We start from the raw sequence: 18,566 nt of genomic DNA on the forward strand, positions 1-18,566 counted from the left end.
GCGGATATCGACGCGGCGCCGGATGGGCGCCGCGTCGGAGAGATCAGGCTCACTGCACCTTCGGCAGCACCTCGAACTGGTGGAACGGCGGCGGCGAGGACAGGGTCCATTCCAAGGTCGTCGCGCCCGGTCCCCACGGATTGTTCGCCGCCTGCTGCTTGCGCATGAAGGCGTCGACGACCCCGTAGATGAAGATCAGCACGCCGAAGGCCGAGATGTAGGAGCCGATCGACGACACCAGATTCCAGCCGGCATAGGCGTCGGGATAGTCGATGTAGCGGCGCGGCATGCCCGACAGGCCGAGGAAGTGCTGCGGGAAGAACACCAGGTTCACGCCGACGAAGGTGACCCAGAAGTGCGCCTTGGCGATGGTCTCGTTGTACATGTAGCCGAACATCTTCGGGAACCAGTAGTACCAGCCCGCGAAGATGGCGAACACGGCGCCGAGCGACAGCACGTAGTGGAAGTGCGCGACGACGTAATAGGTGTCCTGCAGCACGCGGTCGACGCCGGCATTCGCCAGCACGACGCCGGTGACGCCGCCGACCGTGAACAGGAAGATGAAGCCCACCGCCCACAGCATCGGCGCGCGGAATTCGATCGAGCCGCCCCACATCGTGGCGATCCAGGAGAAGATCTTCACGCCGGTGGGCACCGCGATCACCATGGTGGCGGCGACGAAATAGGCCTGCGTCGCCGAGGACATGCCGACCGTGTACATGTGGTGCGCCCATACCACGAAGCCGATGCCGCCGATCGCGACCATGGCGTAGGCCATGCCGAGATAGCCGAACACGGGCTTGCGCGAGAAGGTCGACACGATCTGGCTGATCATGCCGAAGCCGGGCAGGATCAGGATGTACACTTCCGGATGGCCGAAGAACCAGAACAGATGCTGGAACAGCAGCGGGTCGCCGCCGCCGGCCGGATCGAAGAAGGTGGTGCCGAAGTTGCGGTCGGTCAGCATCATGGTGATGGCGCCGGCGAGCACCGGCAGCGACAGCAGCAACAGGAACACCGTCACCAGGATCGACCACACGAACAGCGGCATCTTGTGCAGGGTCATGCCCGGCGCACGCATGTTGAAGATCGTGGTGATGAAGTTGATCGAGCCGAGGATCGACGACGCACCGGCGAGATGCAGCGACAGGATCGCGAAATCCACCGCCGGTCCCGGATGACCCGAGGTCGACAGCGGCACATACATCGTCCAGCCGGCGCCGACGCCGTTGGCGCCGGGCTCGCCCTCGACGAAGGTCGAGGTCAGCAGCAGCGCGAACGAGGCCGGCAGCAGCCAGAACGAGATGTTGTTCATGCGCGGGAACGCCATGTCCGGCGCACCGATCATCAGCGGCACCATCCAGTTGCCGAAGCCGCCGATCATCGCCGGCATGACCATGAAGAAGATCATGATCAGGCCGTGCGAGGTCACGAACACGTTGTAGGTGTGGTTCTCGTGAAAGAACTGCACGCCCGGATACATCAGCTCGATGCGGATCGCGACCGACATGACGAGGCCGATGATGCCGGCGCACACCGCGAAGATCAGATACATCGTGCCGATGTCTTTGTGGTTGGTCGAATAGATCCAGCGGCGCCATCCGGTCGGATGGTCGTGCGCGTGATCGTCATGGCCGGTCAGGGTCGTCGCGTTCGTCGCCATTGTCCAATCCTCAGTGTCCCCGTAGGCCGCGCGAGGCGGCCCTCAATCCTAAGCGCTCGTCCCCGCGCGCTACTGCGATATGCCCGCAGCCGACGCGTAGGTGCTGGTGGGCGCGCTGGCGTACTTCTTCTTGGCGTCCTCGACCCAGGCGGTGAATTCCTGGTCGCTCACGACGCGCACCGCGATCGGCATGTAGGCGTGATCCTTGCCGCACAGCTCGGAGCACTGGCCGTAATACATGCCGACCTTGGTCGCCTTGAACCAGGTCTCGTTGAGGCGGCCGGGAATGGCGTCGATCTTGATGCCGAAGGACGGCACGGCGAAGGAGTGGATGACGTCAGCGCCGGTGGTCTGGACGCGAATCACCTTGTTGACCGGCACGACCATCTCATTGTCGACCGCCAGCAGGCGCGGCTTCTTGTCCTGCGCCATCAGCGAGTCGAACTCGAACTTGCCGTTGTCGGGATAGGCGTAGCTCCAGTACCACTGCTTGCCGGTCGCCTTGATCGTGAGGTCCGCCTTCGGCACGTCGAGCTCGAGGAACAAGAGGCGGAACGACGGCACCGCAATGGTGACGAGGATCAGCACCGGGATCAGCGTCCACGCCACTTCGAGCAGCGTGTTGTGGGTGGTCCGCGACGGCACCGGATTGGCGCGCGCGTTGAACTTGACCACCACGGCGATCAGCAGCGCCAGCACGAACAGCGTGATGATGGTGATGATCGTCAGCAGCAGGCCGTGGAACCAGGTGATGTTCTCCATCACCGGCGTCGCAGCCTCCTGCAGCTTGACTTCCCATGGCGCCGGCTGCCCCGTTTCAGCAAACGCCGCTCCACCCGACACGAGCGTCATGCCCGTTACAGCCAACCCCAGCAAGGCGCTCAATTGGCCTTTCGACATCTTCATGCCGTCGCGCTCCCTTCAGAACTTTCCCCCTCAGCGCACCGCCCGCTTCACGCGGCGGCGCGCCGTTCGATCCGCTCTCCTGACAAATGGCCTTCGGGCGGATGCATAGAAAAGCACCTGGGCCAGTTCACTGGAATGACGAAATCTTTCTTCTCAAACCATAATTCTTGATCTATCGCAATGCAGTCTTGCGCCGGATATCGCGCGCCGCGCTGTTCGTCGCGACAGGCGTATTTTCCGGGAGATTGCCGCATGCCGTGATTTCGCGGGCAACGGGCGCTTGACAGGCGTGCGGCGCGATGTAGGCAAACGGGACACGGCCGTTTGCGAGGCTGATTCGGCGAGGCGCAGCGGCAGCGCCCACCGGGGTGCGGCCATATTTGGTATCGTTTCGTGCCGTACGCCGGTGACGCTGTCCTCAAGACGCCATCATTGCCGTATCATGGCGTCGGACGCGCAGACCACCCACAGGAAATTGTCATGGCACCGACCCGGATCAGGGTTTCAACGGACAGGACAGCTGACATGCCGACCCCAGCTGCGAATGACTCGCGCCGTTTGTACCGATTCAGCGCGGTGCGTGCGCGACTCACGCATGTCGCCGCAATGACCTCCGCCGCAGCAACGGCGATCGCGCTGATGGCCGCGACGGTGGTCGGCGTGCCGCACGCGGCGTTGGCACAGGGCGCGGTGCGCTCGGTGCATGGCGACTGGCAGATCCGCTGCGACACGCCGCCCGGCGCGCAGAGCGAGCAGTGCGCGCTGATCCAGAGCGTCGTGGCCGAGGACCGCTCCAATGCCGGCCTCACCGTGATCATGCTGAAGACCGCCGACCAGAAGAGCCGGCTGATGCGCGTGGTGGCGCCGCTCGGCGTGCTGCTGCCCTCCGGCCTCGGCCTGAAGCTCGACAACCAGGACGTCGGCCGCGCCGGCTTCGTGCGCTGCCTGCCCAATGGCTGCGTCGCCGAGGTGGTGCTGGATGACAAGCTGCTCGGCCAGCTCAAGACGGCCAAGACCGCGACTTTCATCATCTTCGAGACGCCGGAGGAAGGGATCGGCTTCCCGCTGAGCCTCAACGGACTCGCCGAAGGCTTCGACAAGCTGCCCTGACGTTGGCCACGATTGACAGGCCCCTCCCGCGCACGATGCCGTGATCGAGCCGTGAGTTCGCGCGTCTGAATGCGCGCGCCGCGGCCTCAGCGCGGGCCGTCGAGCGCCAGCGCCATCACCAGCAGGGTCTTGTCGAACCCGTCATCGCCGGGCTCCCGCGGCTGCACCGCCTTGAGCAGGAATCCGGCCTTCTGGTACAACCGGATAGCGTTGGTGTTGCTGCGGTAGACCGTGAGCTCGACACGCGAGAAGCCGGCCGCCCGCGCGGCCTCGAGCGCCGCCGCCATCAGTCGCCTGCCGAGGCCCTGGTGCCGGAACTGCGGCATTAGGCCCATGCCGAGCACCCCGATCCGGGCATCGATTGGCCCCGATTTGGGCGTCACATCGCACCAGCCGACCACCTCCCCGGCCGAGAGAGCGACGAATTGCGGATATCCCTCGTGGATGTTGTTCAGAATGAAGGCGCGCGTGGACTCCAGCGGCGGCGCCTGCACGAACGACAAATAGCGCCGCTCGCGCGCGACATGATCGAGCGTGCGGTGGAAGCTCTCGATGTGAGCGGACGTGATGGGAACGATCTCAACCATGTCAGTTCGGTAATCATCCAGCCCCTCGCGCCCCGGCGTCAAAACAACTATCTTGGAATGAACGCTCCGACAACGGATTGACACATGACTGCTCCCACCACTTCCCTGCTCGAGCGCGCCAATCTGGATCGCGATGCGGTCCGGAGCGAGGTCGCGCGCGGCCTGGCCGGCGCCGATGACGGCGAATTGTTCTTCGAATACAGCCAGACCGAGGCGCTGACCTTCGACAATGGCCGGCTGAAGCAGGCGACCTACGACACCAGCCAGGGCTTCGGCCTGCGCGCGGTGAAGGACGACGCGGTCGGCTATGCCCATTCCTCCGACGTGTCGCTGCCGGCCCTGATGCGCGCCGCCGATGCGGTGAGCGCGGTCAGGGGCGGCTATTCCGGCACGTTCGCGAGCGCACCGCCGCACACCAACGTCCGGCTCTATGGCGACGACAATCCGCTGGACGCCCCGGGCTTCGAAACCAAGGTCAAGCTGCTCGGCGAGATCGACGCGTATCTGCGCGACAAGGATCCGCGCGTGCGCCAGGTGACGGTGAGCCTGGGCGCGACCTGGCAGGTCGTGGAGATCCTGCGGCCCGACGGCGAGAGCTATCGCGACATCCGCCCGCTGGTGCGCGTGAACATCTCCGTCGTCGCCGGCCAGGGTGATCGCCAGGAGAGCGGCGGCAAGGGCTATGGCGGCCGCGAGGCCTATGCGCGCTTCATCGAGACCAAAGCCTGGCGCGAGGCCGCCGACGGCGCGCTGCGCGAGGCGCTGGTCAACCTGGAGTCTGTCCCCGCCCCCGCCGGCGAGATGGACGTCGTGTTAGGGGCCGGCTGGCCCGGCGTGATGCTGCACGAGGCCGTCGGCCACGGCCTCGAGGGCGACTTCAACCGCAAGAAGACCTCGGCCTTTGCCGGACTGCTGGGCAAGCCGGTCGCCGCCAAGGGCGTCACCGTGGTCGATGACGGCACCATGGCCTCGCGCCGCGGCTCGCTGTCGATCGACGACGAGGGCACGCCGACCAGCCGTACCTTGCTGATCGAGGACGGCATTCTCGTCGGCTACATGCAGGACCGCCAGAACGCGCGGCTGATGAACATGGCGCCGACCGGCAACGGCCGCCGCCAGGGCTACGCACATGTGCCGATGCCGCGCATGACCAACACCTACATGCTGGCCGGCGAGCACGATCCGGCCGAGATCATCGCATCCGTCAAGAACGGCATCTATGCCGTCAATTTCGGCGGCGGCCAGGTCGACATCACCTCGGGCAAATACGTCTTCCAGTGCACCGAGGCCTACAGGATCGAGAACGGCAAGGTCGGTGCGCCGGTGAAGGGCGCGATGCTGATCGGCAATGGCCCGACGGATTTGAACCGCATCAGCATGATCGGCAACGATCTGTCGCTCGATACCGGCATCGGCACCTGCGGCAAGAACGGCCAGGGCGTGCCGGTCGGCGTCGGTCAGCCGACGCTTCGCATGGATCGCATCACCGTTGGAGGCACGGGCCGATGAGCCTCGACAAGATGTCCACGAGCAAGATCGGAACCAAGGCCGTGCGTAAGGAAACCACTTGGGGCGGTCAGCTTGCGCAACTCGCCGCCGTGGTGATGGTGGTGTTCGTCGCCAAGGGCGCGATCGCCGAGCCGTTCTACGTGCCGTCCGGCTCGATGGAGCCGACCCTGATGATCGGCGACGCCCTGCTGGCGTCGAAATTCCCCTATGGCTACGGCACCTCGTCGCTGCCGATGCAGATCACGCTGCCCGAGACCGGCCGCCTGTTCGGCGAAACGCCGAAGCGGGGCGACGTCGTCGTGTTCCGCTGGCCCGGCGACACCTCACAGGCCTGGGTCAAGCGCGTCGTCGGCCTGCCCGGCGACCGCATCCAGATGCGCCAGGGCCAGCTCTACATCAACGGCCAGGCAGCCGCGCTGAAGCCGGACGGCATCGGCGATGCCGAGGACGACACCGGCCGCAACGAGCCGGCCTATCGTTACGTCGAGACGCTGCCGAACGGCGTGTCGCATTTGATCTTCAAGATGCGCGACAACGGCCGGCTCGACAACACCCCGGAGGTGACCGTTCCGCCCGGCAAGCTGTTCGTGCTCGGCGATAACCGCGACAACTCCGCCGACAGCCGCGTTGCCTTGCGCGACGGCGGCGTTGGCTTGCTGCCGATCGACAACCTCGTGGGCCGCGCCGATGCCGTGGTCGGCTCCTGGGACCTCGGCTTCAAGAACCAGCCGGTCTGGGCCTGGCTGTCGGGCTTCCGGCTGGATCGCTTCTTCACCGCGGTGCGCTGAGCGGATCGCGGCCGTGACCTTCGACGATGTCAGGGCGCTTGCGCTGACATGGCCGGAGGTCGAGGACGGCACGTCCTACGGGACGCCCGCGCTGAAGGTGCGCAAGAAGATGCTGGCGCGGCTGAAGGAGGACGGGGACAGCCTCGTCCTGCCCGGCGTACTGCTGGATGAACGCGCGATGCTGGTCGAGACGCGCCCAAAGCTGTTCTATTTCACCGATCACTACCGCGACTATCCGATCGTGTTGCTGCGCCTGTCGAAGGCGAAGCGCGCCGACGCAGAGCCGCTGTTGCGCCGGCAGTGGCGGGCCCTGGCGTCAAGGAGAGCCGTAGCCGTGTTCGATCGCGGCTGAAACGGGCTGCACGCCGTTCTCCATCTCGTGTATTGAACGTGTCGACGGCACCCATGTTCTGATGCCTTCGACTATCATGACCAAAGACGATTTCATCGCAGCCGCGCTGCGCAACCCCGTCAACACCGCGATCATGCGCGTGCTGCGTGAAACGGCCGTGCCCGATGCCTGGGTCGTCGCCGGCTGCCTGACTCAGAGCGTCTGGAACGTGCGGACCGGCCGTCCGATCGATCACGGCATCAACGACTACGACATCTTCTATTTCGATCCCGATACGTCGTGGGATGCTGAGGACGCCGTCATCCGGCGCATCACATCCTGCCTCCATGACATCGAAGCCAAGGTGGAGGTGCGCAACCAGGCCCGCGTCCATCTCTGGTATCCCGCCAAGCACGGTCGTCCCTACTCCGCCGTGTCGCGATCAACCGATGGAATCGACCGGTTTCTCACCGTCAACACGCAGGTCGGGCTCCGCCCCGCCGCCGATGGATATGAGCTCTATGCGCCCAAGGGCCTCGGTGACATCGCGCAGATGATCGTGCGGCCGAACCACACGGCCAATTTCTCGGCGACGAACTACATCGCCAAGGCGGAACGTTGGAAGGCACTGTGGCCTGAGATCACCGTGATCGTCGCGGAAGACTAACATTGTTGGACCAACACGTGAAACGACAGGGACGCAGGCATCTTCGTTTGCCGTCCTATAGCCGGCCCGCAAAATAGCGGCCCTCGTCGCCCCGCGCTATCGCACCACGCCTGACGTGAACCCCGCGCGGCGCCGCGGCGGCTTGATCTCCTTCTTCAGGAAGCAATGCGCCTCCTTGCCGGCATAGCCGGGCCGCGCGAAGGTCCAGGCCCGGCATTTGTTGTCGCCTGTGCAAGCAGCCTTGCAGATCTCCTCGGCGTCGGCGGCCTTCTCTTCCTTCTTGTCCGCCGCCTTGTCACCGCTGCTCTTGTCGCCCTTGTCGGCGGCCTTCTCGGCCTTGTCGCCGCCCTTCAGATCGGTGGTCTTGATGTCGAAGCTGCGGTAGTCGCCGCCGGGACGGTCGATCGACGTCTCGACCGCATCGTTGCGGATCTCGACGACGCCCGCGCCACGCACGCCGGAAACGCAGCAATTGTCCGGCACGCGCGCCGGCACGCTGTTCTTGAGCCAGCACACCGCACCCGCTTCCATCACGGTCGGATAGTTGAAGCTCCAGGCGCGGCACCGCCGGTCGTGCTCGCACAGCAGCGCGCAATCGGCCGGGTCGCCGGAGGTGATCGGCGCGCTCATATAGTCGCCGCCGGGGCGATCGGAATAGGTCTGGGCTGAAGCCGGCGTCAGGCACACAGCCGCGAACAGGCACGCCAGTGCCCTCAGCCATGCCCCGATGAAGCGCCCCACGCGCCGCCGCTGAACCATCCGACCCATTGTTAATGTTCGAGTTTTCTTGCGAGTTTTTAGGCAGTCATTTGATCGCCACGAACCTGTATGGCGGATGAACGGCTCGGACCGGTGGGAGCAGCGGAAGGCAACGCAGCGGCGCCCAGGCGCTGAATCGAACCTGGGACACAAATCGCAACAAAAAACAGCGGACCCAAGCCGCCAGCCGCCTCAACGTGGAGCAGGCGGCGCAGCGAACCTGCGACGGTCGCAGGCTCAGCCCTTCCGATCAGAACGCATATTCGTCGTAGGCCGGCTCGACCGAGCCGCCCCACGGGCCGTCGAACTTCTCCAGCATCTCCTCGGCCGGCGAGCGGCCGGAATCGATGATCTGGTCGAGCGGCTCGAGATAGCGGCTCTCGTCGCGGCCGAGATGGTCGATGCGGCCGCGCCGGCGCAGGCCGAGATGCGCCAGGGTGAGGCATTCCTTGGCGATCTCGAACACGTAGCGATTGCGAATACGCGCCTTGAAGCCGAGGCGCGGCACGTCGTCGCGCAGGTTCTGGCGCTCGAACGCGGTCCAGGTCTTGACCAGGTCCCAGGCCGCGTCGAGGCTGACGTCGTCGTAGAGCAGGCCGACCCAGAACGCCGGCAGCGCCGGCAGCCGGCCCCACGGCACACCGTCGGCACCGCGCATTTCCAGATAGCGCTTCAGGCGCACCTCCGGGAAGATCGTCGAGAGGTGATTGGCCCAATCCGACAGCGTCGGACGCTCGCCCGGCATCGCCGGGTTCTTGCCTTCGAAGAAGTCGCGGAACGAGGTGCCGGAGACGTCGATATAGGTCTCCTCGCGTTTCACGAAATACATGGGAACATCGAGCGCGTAGTCGACCCAGCGCTCGAAGCCCATGCCATCCTCGAACGCCCACGGGATCATGCCCGAGCGCTGATTGTCAGTGTCGCGCCAGATCTCGGAGCGGAACGACAGGAAGCCGTTCGGCTTGCCTTCGGTGAATGGCGAATTGGCGAACAGCGCGGTCGCGATCGGCTGCAGCGCCACCGAGACCCTGAGCTTCTTGACCATGTCGGCTTCGGAGGAGAAGTCGAGATTGGTCTGAACGGTGCAGGTCCGGTACATCATGTCGAGGCCGTAACGGCCGACCTTCGGCATGTAGCTGGTCATGATCTTGTAGCGGCCCTTGGGCATCACCGGAATTTCGGCGCGCGACCAGGACGGCGTCATGCCCAAGCCGAGAAAGCCGATGCCGAGCGGAGTTGCGATCTCGCGTACCTGCGCCAGATGCGCCATCAGCTCCGCATGCGTCTGGTGCACGGTCTCGACCGGCGCGCCCGACAGCTCGAACTGGCCGCCGGGCTCCAGCGAGATGGCGCCCCCGCCGGTGACATCATAGAGCCCGATGATGTTGCCGCGCTCCATGATCGGCTCCCAGCCGAGCAGGAGCTTCATGCCTTCGAGCAGCGCGCCGATGCCGCGCGCACCCTCGTAAGGGACCGGGCGGTGACCGTCGAGCGTGAACGGCGTCTTCTCGTGCTCGGTCCCGATGCGGAAGGCGGACGGCGGCTTCACGCCGGCCGCGAGCCACGCCACCAGCTCGTCGCGCGACTGCAGCGGGGTCATATCGATCTGGTCACGCGCCATGGGAGTCTCGGTTCAGAAGCGCTTCGAGGGTCGCGCGTGGTGACAGGAAAGGCCGCGGACCCCAGGGGGCCGCGGATGTGAATGGGGACGGATGCTTCATCGGGTCGCCGCGCCCTCTCCAGCCGCCAACGGAGCGGCCTGACCACAGGAGCAGCCAAGCCGATCCAGCAGCATGCAAAGCTTGGCGGCGTCGGTATCCGACAGCTTGGAGCCGACATGCTTCTCGATCGCGGCGGAATAGGCCGACCACATCCGCTTCTGCAGTTCGCGTCCGGCCTCGGTGATCTCGACGAACTGGCCGCGCTTGTCCATCTTGCATTCCCGCCGGACGACCAGACCTTCTTCGACCAGCCGGTCGATCAGCCGGGAAGTGGAATATTGCGGGATCAGCATCTGCCGCTCGAGCTCGACCGGGCGCAGCTCGCCCGCGGGCGCCCGGGACAGCTCCAGCAGCGCATCATACCAGGCGAGCGGCGGAAAACCGGCCTTCTTCAGCTCCTGCTCGACGCAGTCCAGCACCCGGCTCTGGACCCGCATCAGGCGGATCCAGGCGGCGGTCGCCTCGGTCGATGGTTTGCGTTTCATGGGCCGGCTCGTATCCTTCAGGTCCTCGTTCTAGCGCATTCGATGCACCTGCATCAATCTTGACTATTCCATGCAAGTGCATGTAAGGGCGGGTGTGACGCCGCGATCGGTTCCAACCACGACGATGGTCTCACGGAGGGAATACCCAATGAAGCTTTATTATTCACCCGGCGCCTGCTCGCTCTCGCCCCACATCGCCCTGCTCGAGGCCGGCCTGCCCTACGATCTCGTCAAGGTCGACCTGCGCGCCAAGACCCTGGAAAATGGCGACGATTACCTCAAGGTCAATCCGAAGGGCCAGGTGCCGGCGCTCGGGTTGCCGAGCGGCGAGATCGTGACCGAAGGCCCGGTCATCGTCCAGATGATCGCCGACCGGGCGGCGACCAAGAACCTCGCCCCGGCGCGCGACAGCGGCGAGCGCTACAAGCTCTTGGAGTGGCTGAACTTCATCACCTCGGAGCTGCACAAGAATTTCAGCCCGATGTTCTCGCCGGTGCTCTCCGACGACGCCAAGGCGTTCTTCAAGGACCGCGTGATGGGCAAGTTCAAATATATCGACGGCCAGCTTGCCGGCCACGACTATCTGATGGGCCAGCAGTTCACGGTCGCCGACGGCTATCTGTTCACCATCCTGACCTGGGCGGACCGGATGAAGTTCGACCTGTCGGCGATGCCGAATCTGGTGGCCTACAAGAACCGCGTCGCCGCGCGGCCGAAGGTGCAGGAGGCGCTGACCAAGGAAGGGCTGATGAAGGCGGGGTGAGCGATTGCTTCTTACCGAAGCGATTGCGACGTCACGAAGCCGGTGAGCTCCCCTCCCCCTTGCGGGGAGGGGTCGGGGGTGGGGGTCCACACGATGACTCTAGCCGAGTTCATGAACCTCCCGGCTCCAGCGATTATCATGACGTGATGTCCGTTCCATTCGACATTCTATGCTGACCACGAAGGACCGGCCCGATTTCATCGCGCTGTTGTGGGACAGCCTCGCATCTGAAGACGCGCGATTGACGTCGGCTCAAGAAGTTTGGTTGGCTCGTCGCTTGGCTGGCTTCGATGCGGATGCGCGAGGCGCTGTGCCGTGGAGGATATCGACCGCGATCTTTTCACCCGAGCTCACGCTGAGACTCCGAGGTGAGGGGCATCTTCAAATCATCGAGACCTTTTGCTGAGACCCCCACCCCCGACCCCTCCCCGCAAGGGGGAGGGGAGCGCACCGTCGATGCGGTGCTATCGAGACTCATCAGGCAGCCCGCAATCGTCAAGCCGCCGCCTTCTTCGGCGGGAAGCGGCCGTAGAAGGTTTCGCCCTTGGCGGCCATCTCTTCCAGCAGCTTCGGCGGGGCGAAGCGCGAGCCGTACTTCTCTGTGAACTTGTGGCACAGCTCGACGAACTTCTTGGTGCCCATGAAGTCGATGTAGGACAGCGTGCCGCCGGTGAACGGCGCGAAGCCGAAACCGAGGATCGAGCCGACATCGGCCTCGCGCACGTCGGTGATGACGTGGTCCTCGACGGTGCGCGCAGCCTCCACCGCCTGCACCACCAGGAAGCGCTGCTTCAGCTCCTCGACGTCTAGCGTGTCGGGATCGAGATGCTTGGGCTGCAGCTTGGCGAGATCCGGCCACAGGCTCTTCTGACCCTTGCCCTTCTCGGGATAGTCGTAAAAGCCTTTGGCGTTCTTGCGGCCGAAGCGACCCTGCTTCTCGACCAGCTCGACCATCAGCTTCTTGTGGTCCTGGTTGATCGCGTTGGGTCCGAGATCGTGCTCGGTCGCCTTCATGATCTTGAGGCCGAGATCGAGCGCGACCTCGTCCGACAGCGACAGCGGGCCAACCGGCATGCCGGCCATCTTGGCCGCGTTCTCGATCATCGCCGGCGGCACGCCTTCGAGGAACATCTCGTTGCCCTCGGCGATGTAGCGCATCACGCAGCGGTTGGCGAAGAAGCCGCGGGAGTCGTTGACCACGATGGGCGTCTTGCCGATGGTGCGGACATAGTCGAGCGCGGTCGCCAGCGCGACGTCGCCGGTGGCCTTGCCCATGATGATCTCGACCAGCATCATCTTCTCGACCGGCGAGAAGAAGTGGATGCCGATGAAGCGGCCCTGGTCCTTGAACTCCTCGGCCAGCGAGGTGATCGGCAAGGTCGAGGTGTTGGAGGCGAAGATCGCGCCGTCCTTCAGATGCTGCTGCGCCTTGGCGTAGGTCTCGGCCTTGACCTTGCGGTCCTCGAACACGGCCTCGATGACCAGGTCGCAATCCTTCAGCGCGGCGTAGTCGGCGGTCGCGGTGATGCGGCCCATGATCGCCTCCGCCTCGCCCGGCTTGGCGCGGCCCTTCTTGACCAGACCATCGACCACGCTCTGGGCATGCGCCTTGCCCTTGTCGGCGCTCTCCTGGTCGCGGTCGATCAGCACGACCTCGAGGCCACCGCGCGCCGAGACGTAGCCGACGGATGCGCCCATGAAGCCGGCGCCGATCACGGCGATCTTCTTCAGCTTGCTTGGCGGCACGTCGGCCGGACGACGCGCGCCCTTGTTCAACTCCTGCATCGACAGGAACAGGCTGCGGATCATCGCTGCGGCTTCCTTGGAGCGCAGGATGTGGGCGAAGTAGCGCGACTCGACGCGCAGCGCGGCGTCGATCGGCAACTGCAGGCCCTCATAGACGCAGCTCATGATCGCGCGCGCGGCCGGATAGTTGTCGTAGGTCTCGCGGCGGTAGATGGCGTTGCCGGCCGGGAACATCATCATGCCGTTCTTCGAGAACACCGGGCCGCCCGGCAGCTTGAAGCCCTTCTCGTCCCACGGCTGAACGGCCTTGCCGCCGCCCTTGATCCAGTCCTTGGCGGCCTTGATGAGGTCAGCCGCCGGAACGATGGCGTCGACCAGCTTCAAGGCCTTGGCCTTGTCGAGCGTCAGCGCCTCGCCCTTCAACAGCAGGTTCATCGCGTCCTGCGGCTGCACGATGCGCGGCACGCGCTGGGTGCCGCCGGCGCCGGGGAACAGGCCGACCTTGATCTCGGGCAGGCCGAGACGGGTCTTCGGGTTCTCGGCCGCGACGCGGTGATGGCAGGCCAAGGTCAGCTCGAAGCCGCCGCCGAGCGCGAGGCCGTTGATCGCGGCGACCCACGGTTTGCCCGACGTTTCCATAGCCCGGTAGATCTGCGAGAAGCGCCGGCTGTTGTCGAACAGCATCTGGTTGGCGGCTTCCTCGCCCTTGCCCTTCAGCACCTCGGCATAGGTGCGGTTCATGCCCTCGAGCATGGACAGGTCGGCGCCGGCGCAGAACGCCTCCTTGGCCGAGGTGATGACGACGCCCTTGATGGCGGCGTCAGCAGTGGTCTCCTTGACGATGGTCTCGAGTTCGATCGCCGAGGTCTCGTCCAGCACGTTCATCGAACGTCCCGGAATGTCCCAGGTGATCAGCGCAATGCCGTCGGCATCGGTTTCGAGTTTGAAGTTCTTGAAGGCCATATTGATCTCCCTCGGTGCCAGCAGCCGGTCGGCGCGGCGTTGTCCTGAAATCGTAGGGTGGGCAAAGGCGCCCTTGCGCCGTGCCCACCGACGGTGTCGATGAAGACGATGGTGGGCACGCTTCGCTTTGCCCACCCTACGTTAGGAGTTCGTCACACCCGCTCAATGATGGTCGCGGTGCCCATGCCGCCACCGATGCACAGCGTGACCAGGGCGGTGGCCTTATCGGTGCGCTCCAATTCGTCGAGCACGGTGCCCAGGATCATCGCGCCAGTGGCGCCGAGCGGATGGCCGAGCGCGATGGCGCCGCCATTGACGTTGATCCTGTCCTTGTCGATCTCGAACGCCTGCATGTAGCGCAGCACGACCGAGGCGAACGCCTCGTTGAGCTCGAACAGGTCGATGTCCGAGGTCTTCATGCCGGAGCGCTCGAACAGCTTCTCGGTGACGTCGACCGGGCCGGTCAGCATCATCGCGGGCTCCGAGCCGATATTGGCGAAGGCGCGGATTTTCGCGCGCGGCTTCATGCCATACTTCGCCCCGGCCTCCTTGCTGCCGAGCAGCACCGCGCCGGCGCCGTCGACGATGCCCGAGGAGTTGCCGGCGTGATGCACGTAGTTGACGCGCTCGATCTCCGGATGCGACTGGATCGCCACCGCATCGAAGCCGCCCATCTGCGCCATCGCCGCGAACGACGGCTGCAACTGCGCCAGCGACTGCATCGTCGTCGACGGGCGCATGTGCTCGTCCTTGGCGAGGATGGTCAGGCCGTTGATGTCCTTGACCGGAACGACCGATTTGCTGAAACGGCCCTCCTCCCAGGACTTGGCGGCGCGCTGCTGGCTCTGCACGGCGTAGGCGTCGACATCGTCGCGCGAGAAGCCGTACTTCGTCGCGATCAGATCGGCGGAGACACCCTGCGGCATGAAGTAGGCCGGCACCGCCATCGACGGGTCCATCGGCCAGGCGCCGCCGGAGGCGCCGATGCCGACGCGGCTCATCGACTCCGCGCCGCCGCCGATGACCAGCTCATGCTGGCCGCTCATGATCTGCGCGGCGGCGAAATTCACGGCGTCGAGGCCGGAGGCGCAGAAGCGGCTGATCTGAATGCCCGGGACGGCGTCGCCGAGACCCGCATTCAGCGCGGCGAAACGTGCGATGTCCGAGCCGGCCTCGCCGACCGGATCGACCACGCCGAGCACGACGTCATCGACCGCGTCCTCGGGAATGTTGTTGCGGTCCTTGAGCGCCTTCAAAGGCACCGTGGCGAGCGCGAGCGCGGTCACCTCATGCAGGCTGCCATCGGATTTGCCGCGGCCGCGGGGGGTACGCACGTGGTCGTAGATAAAGGCCTCAGGCATCACGCCCTCCTCATCTGATCGGATTCGTTGTTGTTGGTGTTCGACGGTAGCCGGCGCGCGAGCGGCGCACTGGCTCCCGCCACAGCATCAGAAGGCTTCCGCCGGCAGCTCCATCACGGTCGCACAGCCGGCCTGCAGGCGGGCGAGATGCGCGGCCGTCTCAGGGATCACGCGCTCCATGAAGAAGCGGCCCGTGATCAGCTTCGTGGTCAGATAGGTCGAGCTGTCGCCGGCCGCAATCTTGTCCTGCGCGACCTTGGCCATCTTCGCCCACATGTAGCCGAAGGTGACCAGCGCGAAGAGATGCATGTAGTCGGTCGCGGCGGCGCCGGCATTGTCCGGCTTGGTCATCGCGTTCTGCATCAGCCAGGTCGTGGCCTGCTGCAGATGGCCGAGCGCGGTCGACAACGGAGCGACGAACGGCTTCATCGCATCATTGCCGCCCTGCTCCTTGGCGAAGGAGCCGACCTCGGCGAAGAACGCCATCACGGCGCGGCCGCCGTCGCGCGGCAGCTTGCGGCCGACGAGATCCAGCGCCTGGATGCCGTTGGCGCCTTCGTAGATCATCGCGATGCGGGCATCGCGCACGAACTGCTCCATGCCGTGCTCGGCGATGTAGCCGTGACCGCCATACATCTGCTGCGCCTGAACGGCGTTGGCGAAGCCCATGTCGGTCATGTAGCCCTTCATGACCGGGGTCATCAGGCCCATGTGATCGTCGGCCGCCTGACGGTCCTTCGGGTCAGCTGAGCGGTGCGCGACGTCGCTCTTCAGCGAGGTCCAGACGACCATGGCGCGGGCGGCCTCGTTGAAGGCGCGGATCGACAGCAAGGTGCGGCGCACGTCGGGATGCACGATGATCGGATCGGCGGCCTTGTCGGGCGCCTTGGGCCCAGTCAGCGAGCGGCCCTGGATGCGCTCGCGCGCATAGGCGACCGCGTTCTGATAGGCGACCTCGGACTGCGCGAGCCCCTGCACGGCGACGCCGAGCCGGGCCTCGTTCATCATCACGAACATGCCCTGCATGCCCTTGTTCTCTTCGCCGATCAGCCAGCCGGTGGCGTTGTCGTAGTTCATCACACAGGTCGAGTTGCCGTGGATGCCCATCTTGTGCTCGATCGATCCGCAGGTCACTCCGTTGCGCGCGCCGACGGTGCCGTCCGGATTGACCATGAATTTCGGCACCACGAACAGCGACACGCCCTTGATGCCGGCGGGCGCGCCCTCGATGCGGGCGAGCACGAGATGGATGATGTTGGAGGCCAAGTCGTGCTCGCCGGCCGAGATGAAGATCTTGGTGCCGGAGATCTTGAAGCTACCGTCGGGCTGGCGCACCGCCTTGGTGCGCAAGAGACCGAGATCGGTGCCGCAATGCGGCTCGGTGAGGTTCATGGTGCCGGTCCACTCGCCCGCCACCATCTTCGGCACGTAGGTCTTCTTCTGCTCCTCATTGCCATGCACGATCAGCGCGGCGGTGGCGCCCATGGTGAGGCCGCCATACATCGAGAACGCCATGTTGGCAGAGCACTGGAATTCGTTGACGGTCTGGCTCAATGTCACCGGCAGGCCCTGCCCGCCATATTCGGTCGGCGCCGACAGGCCAAGCCAGCCGCCCTCGACGATCTGCTTGTAGGCCTCCTTGAAGCCCTTCGGCGTGGTCACGCTGCCGTCGTCATGGCGCTTGCAGCCTTCGAGATCGCCCACGCGATTCAGGGGGTGCAGCACCTCTTCGGCGAGCTTGGCGGCCTCGCCGAGGATCGCCTCGCGGACATCGGCCGAGGCATCGGAGAAGCCCGGCAGATTGTCGTAGCGGTCGATCTGGAACACGTCGTTGAGCAGGAAGGTGACATCTTCCACGGGGGCTTTGTAGATCGGCATCGGCGTCTCCGGCAGGAAGGCTGAAGTTTCAGACTGAAATTGTGCGGACGCGGCAGGCAATGCTGGCCGCGGACTGTAGCGACTTCTAAGAGCTTGCGGCAGCCATTCGTTTGCGGCTGTCGGTCACATCACGACGGCTTGCTCATCGCGGCCAGCTGTTCGCCCATCAGGCGGTGCAGCAGGTTGATGGCCTTGAGCGGCCGCACCATGACCTTGAAATGGGTAATGCGGCCGGCGTCATCGAAGGTGATGATGTCGACGCCGTTGAGCTTGATGCCCTCGATCTCATTCTCGAATTCGAGCACGGCGCCCGTGGCGTTACGCCACTCCCCGACATACTTGAATCCGGGACCGCCTAAGACTTTCTCAGCACTCGCGAGATATTTGAAGGTGATGTCGCGGCCGCGCTGCGGCGTATGCACGACGGGACTCTCGAACACGGCGTCCGGGTGCAGCAGCTCCCGCAGCGCGCCGAGATCGTGAGACCTCATATAGCCGTACCATCCATCGAGGCCGGTCATTGTCATTGGGCGTCTCCTCAGGGCGGAACAGGCCAGCACCACAACCACCCCATATGCACATTGACGCATATGCGCCAATGTGCATAATGTCAAGCGTGGAGCGGGGCAGAACACGATCAGAAAAACGGGAGCAGTTTCCGGCCATGGCCCTCGGCGACGCCATCCTCGCCTGCCTCACCGAACATCCGATGACGGGCTACGAGCTCGCCAAGACGTTCGATTCCTCGATCGGCTTCTTCTGGAAGACGGACCACCAGCAGATCTACCGCGAGCTGTCGCGGCTGCGCGACCGCGGCTACATCCAGGGTCGCGAGGTGGTGCAGACCGGCAAGCCCAACAAGCTGGTCTACACATTGACCGCGGAGGGCCGCGCGGCGTTTCGCAGCTGGGCGGCGCGGCCGAGCACGCCGGCCTCGACGAAGGACGATCTTCTCGTCCGGCTCTATGCACTGGGCGCCGCCGACATCGGGCCGATCCGGGCCGACCTGATGGCGCGGCTCGAGCATCATCGCGACCGCGCCGAGCGCTACGATCGCATCCTCAAGAAGCATTATGCGGACGGCAACGTGGCCCCGGCCGATATGGGCAAGCTCCTCAACCTGCGTCTCGGCCTGCGCCACGAACGCATGGTGGCGGAATGGTGCGAGGAAGCGATCACCGCGCTCTCGACGATATCCGGCGCGAGCAGCGTGCGGCCGCTCGATCCATCATCGCGTGAAAATGCCGGCTGATACCCGCCGTTCGATAGGGCAAAACTTCTGACCGCGCCGGCGGTAAACTTAACGCGTTATTTACCGTAAAAGTCAAA

General features: G+C 65.0%; 18 protein-coding genes. 8 read left to right on the forward strand and 10 right to left on the reverse strand.

Going from position 1 to position 18,566, the window contains the following annotated elements; all coding sequences use genetic code 11:
* Positions 1-49: 49 nt before the first annotated feature.
* The gene (gene ctaD, locus QX051_RS28070) at positions 50-1,663 is read right to left on the reverse strand and encodes a cytochrome c oxidase subunit I (RefSeq protein WP_315735873.1); all 1,614 of its coding nucleotides are present in this window, start codon (positions 1,661-1,663) and stop codon (positions 50-52) included.
* A gap of 69 nt (positions 1,664-1,732) precedes the next feature.
* On the reverse strand, positions 1,733-2,569 hold the full coding sequence (gene coxB / locus QX051_RS28075) for a cytochrome c oxidase subunit II (protein WP_315778354.1): 837 nt from the start codon (positions 2,567-2,569) through the stop codon (positions 1,733-1,735).
* 480 nt (positions 2,570-3,049) lie between these two features.
* On the opposite strand from coxB, the gene QX051_RS28080 reads away from it, so the two are divergent.
* The gene (locus QX051_RS28080) at positions 3,050-3,679 is read left to right on the forward strand and encodes an invasion associated locus B family protein (protein ID WP_315778355.1); all 630 of its coding nucleotides are present in this window, start codon (positions 3,050-3,052) and stop codon (positions 3,677-3,679) included.
* 86 nt (positions 3,680-3,765) lie between these two features.
* On the opposite strand, the gene QX051_RS28085 is transcribed toward QX051_RS28080, so the two are convergent.
* Positions 3,766-4,266 (reverse strand): GNAT family N-acetyltransferase, encoded by a 501-nt coding sequence (locus tag QX051_RS28085; protein ID WP_315735867.1) that lies wholly within the window; start codon positions 4,264-4,266, stop codon positions 3,766-3,768.
* Positions 4,267-4,350: 84 nt separating this feature from the next.
* Between QX051_RS28085 and tldD the strand changes: the two genes are divergently transcribed.
* The 4 genes from tldD (at position 4,351) to QX051_RS28105 (ending at position 7,561) form a co-directional block, all read left to right on the forward strand.
* On the forward strand, positions 4,351-5,775 hold the full coding sequence (gene tldD / locus QX051_RS28090) for a metalloprotease TldD (RefSeq protein ID WP_315735865.1): 1,425 nt from the start codon (positions 4,351-4,353) through the stop codon (positions 5,773-5,775).
* Entirely contained in the window at positions 5,772-6,563 is a 792-nt protein-coding gene (lepB, locus tag QX051_RS28095) for a signal peptidase I (RefSeq protein ID WP_315757600.1), read from the forward strand. Before tldD ends, lepB begins: the two co-directional genes overlap by 4 nt.
* A gap of 13 nt (positions 6,564-6,576) precedes the next feature.
* A complete protein-coding gene (locus QX051_RS28100; RefSeq protein ID WP_315778356.1) occupies positions 6,577-6,915 on the forward strand; it encodes an MmcQ/YjbR family DNA-binding protein in 339 nt (112 codons plus the stop codon).
* 76 nt (positions 6,916-6,991) lie between these two features.
* A complete protein-coding gene (locus QX051_RS28105) occupies positions 6,992-7,561 on the forward strand; it encodes a nucleotidyltransferase family protein (protein WP_315778357.1) in 570 nt (189 codons plus the stop codon).
* 96 nt (positions 7,562-7,657) lie between these two features.
* On the opposite strand, the gene QX051_RS28110 is transcribed toward QX051_RS28105, so the two are convergent.
* The 3 genes from QX051_RS28110 to QX051_RS28120 form a co-directional block, all read right to left on the reverse strand.
* Complete coding sequence (locus tag QX051_RS28110; protein ID WP_315778389.1) at positions 7,658-8,320, reverse strand: PAN domain-containing protein; 663 nt, start codon at positions 8,318-8,320, stop codon at positions 7,658-7,660.
* Positions 8,321-8,570: 250 nt separating this feature from the next.
* On the reverse strand, positions 8,571-9,941 hold the full coding sequence (locus QX051_RS28115) for a glutamate--cysteine ligase (protein WP_315778358.1): 1,371 nt from the start codon (positions 9,939-9,941) through the stop codon (positions 8,571-8,573).
* 96 nt (positions 9,942-10,037) lie between these two features.
* Positions 10,038-10,526 (reverse strand): helix-turn-helix domain-containing protein, encoded by a 489-nt coding sequence (locus tag QX051_RS28120; RefSeq protein ID WP_315735855.1) that lies wholly within the window; start codon positions 10,524-10,526, stop codon positions 10,038-10,040.
* A gap of 148 nt (positions 10,527-10,674) precedes the next feature.
* Here QX051_RS28120 and gstA point away from each other — a divergent pair, with 148 nt between their 5' ends.
* Both gstA and QX051_RS28130 read left to right on the forward strand, forming a co-directional pair.
* On the forward strand, positions 10,675-11,289 hold the full coding sequence (gene gstA, locus QX051_RS28125) for a glutathione transferase GstA (RefSeq protein WP_315778359.1): 615 nt from the start codon (positions 10,675-10,677) through the stop codon (positions 11,287-11,289).
* A 169-nt stretch (positions 11,290-11,458) separates the two neighbouring features.
* Positions 11,459-11,695 carry an addiction module protein gene (locus QX051_RS28130; RefSeq protein ID WP_315778360.1) on the forward strand — a complete coding sequence of 79 codons (237 nt, stop codon included), beginning with the start codon at positions 11,459-11,461 and terminating at the stop codon, positions 11,693-11,695.
* A gap of 89 nt (positions 11,696-11,784) precedes the next feature.
* Here the strand turns inward: QX051_RS28130 and QX051_RS28135 are convergent, their stop codons facing one another.
* The 4 genes from QX051_RS28135 to QX051_RS28150 form a co-directional block, all read right to left on the reverse strand.
* Positions 11,785-13,998: a 3-hydroxyacyl-CoA dehydrogenase NAD-binding domain-containing protein gene (locus tag QX051_RS28135; protein ID WP_315778361.1), complete on the reverse strand. Its 2,214-nt coding sequence runs from the start codon at positions 13,996-13,998 to the stop codon at positions 11,785-11,787.
* A gap of 152 nt (positions 13,999-14,150) precedes the next feature.
* Complete coding sequence (locus QX051_RS28140) at positions 14,151-15,359, reverse strand: acetyl-CoA C-acetyltransferase (protein ID WP_315778362.1); 1,209 nt, start codon at positions 15,357-15,359, stop codon at positions 14,151-14,153.
* Positions 15,360-15,446: 87 nt separating this feature from the next.
* A complete protein-coding gene (locus tag QX051_RS28145; RefSeq protein ID WP_315778363.1) occupies positions 15,447-17,237 on the reverse strand; it encodes an acyl-CoA dehydrogenase C-terminal domain-containing protein in 1,791 nt (596 codons plus the stop codon).
* Positions 17,238-17,365: 128 nt separating this feature from the next.
* Positions 17,366-17,764 (reverse strand): nuclear transport factor 2 family protein, encoded by a 399-nt coding sequence (locus tag QX051_RS28150; protein WP_315735843.1) that lies wholly within the window; start codon positions 17,762-17,764, stop codon positions 17,366-17,368.
* A 137-nt stretch (positions 17,765-17,901) separates the two neighbouring features.
* Here QX051_RS28150 and QX051_RS28155 point away from each other — a divergent pair, with 137 nt between their 5' ends.
* A complete protein-coding gene (locus QX051_RS28155) occupies positions 17,902-18,489 on the forward strand; it encodes a PadR family transcriptional regulator (RefSeq protein WP_315717938.1) in 588 nt (195 codons plus the stop codon).
* Positions 18,490-18,566: the final 77 nt, after the last annotated feature.

Source organism: Bradyrhizobium sp. SZCCHNR1053 (assembly GCF_032381235.1).
Lineage (GTDB): Bacteria > Pseudomonadota > Alphaproteobacteria > Rhizobiales > Xanthobacteraceae > Bradyrhizobium.

Coding starts and splice junctions, on each gene's coding strand:
- ctaD (WP_315735873.1), bottom strand. CDS start 1,663: ATGGCGACGAACGCGACGACCCTGACCGGCCATGACGATCACGCGCAC.
- coxB (WP_315778354.1), bottom strand. CDS start 2,569: ATGAAGATGTCGAAAGGCCAATTGAGCGCCTTGCTGGGGTTGGCTGTA.
- QX051_RS28080 (WP_315778355.1), top strand. CDS start 3,050: ATGGCACCGACCCGGATCAGGGTTTCAACGGACAGGACAGCTGACATG.
- QX051_RS28085 (WP_315735867.1), bottom strand. CDS start 4,266: ATGGTTGAGATCGTTCCCATCACGTCCGCTCACATCGAGAGCTTCCAC.
- tldD (WP_315735865.1), top strand. CDS start 4,351: ATGACTGCTCCCACCACTTCCCTGCTCGAGCGCGCCAATCTGGATCGC.
- lepB (WP_315757600.1), top strand. CDS start 5,772: ATGAGCCTCGACAAGATGTCCACGAGCAAGATCGGAACCAAGGCCGTG.
- QX051_RS28105 (WP_315778357.1), top strand. CDS start 6,992: ATGACCAAAGACGATTTCATCGCAGCCGCGCTGCGCAACCCCGTCAAC.
- QX051_RS28110 (WP_315778389.1), bottom strand. CDS start 8,320: ATGGTTCAGCGGCGGCGCGTGGGGCGCTTCATCGGGGCATGGCTGAGG.
- QX051_RS28115 (WP_315778358.1), bottom strand. CDS start 9,941: ATGGCGCGTGACCAGATCGATATGACCCCGCTGCAGTCGCGCGACGAG.
- QX051_RS28120 (WP_315735855.1), bottom strand. CDS start 10,526: ATGAAACGCAAACCATCGACCGAGGCGACCGCCGCCTGGATCCGCCTG.
- gstA (WP_315778359.1), top strand. CDS start 10,675: ATGAAGCTTTATTATTCACCCGGCGCCTGCTCGCTCTCGCCCCACATC.
- QX051_RS28130 (WP_315778360.1), top strand. CDS start 11,459: ATGCTGACCACGAAGGACCGGCCCGATTTCATCGCGCTGTTGTGGGAC.
- QX051_RS28135 (WP_315778361.1), bottom strand. CDS start 13,998: ATGGCCTTCAAGAACTTCAAACTCGAAACCGATGCCGACGGCATTGCG.
- QX051_RS28140 (WP_315778362.1), bottom strand. CDS start 15,359: ATGCCTGAGGCCTTTATCTACGACCACGTGCGTACCCCCCGCGGCCGC.
- QX051_RS28145 (WP_315778363.1), bottom strand. CDS start 17,237: ATGCCGATCTACAAAGCCCCCGTGGAAGATGTCACCTTCCTGCTCAAC.
- QX051_RS28150 (WP_315735843.1), bottom strand. CDS start 17,764: ATGACAATGACCGGCCTCGATGGATGGTACGGCTATATGAGGTCTCAC.
- QX051_RS28155 (WP_315717938.1), top strand. CDS start 17,902: ATGGCCCTCGGCGACGCCATCCTCGCCTGCCTCACCGAACATCCGATG.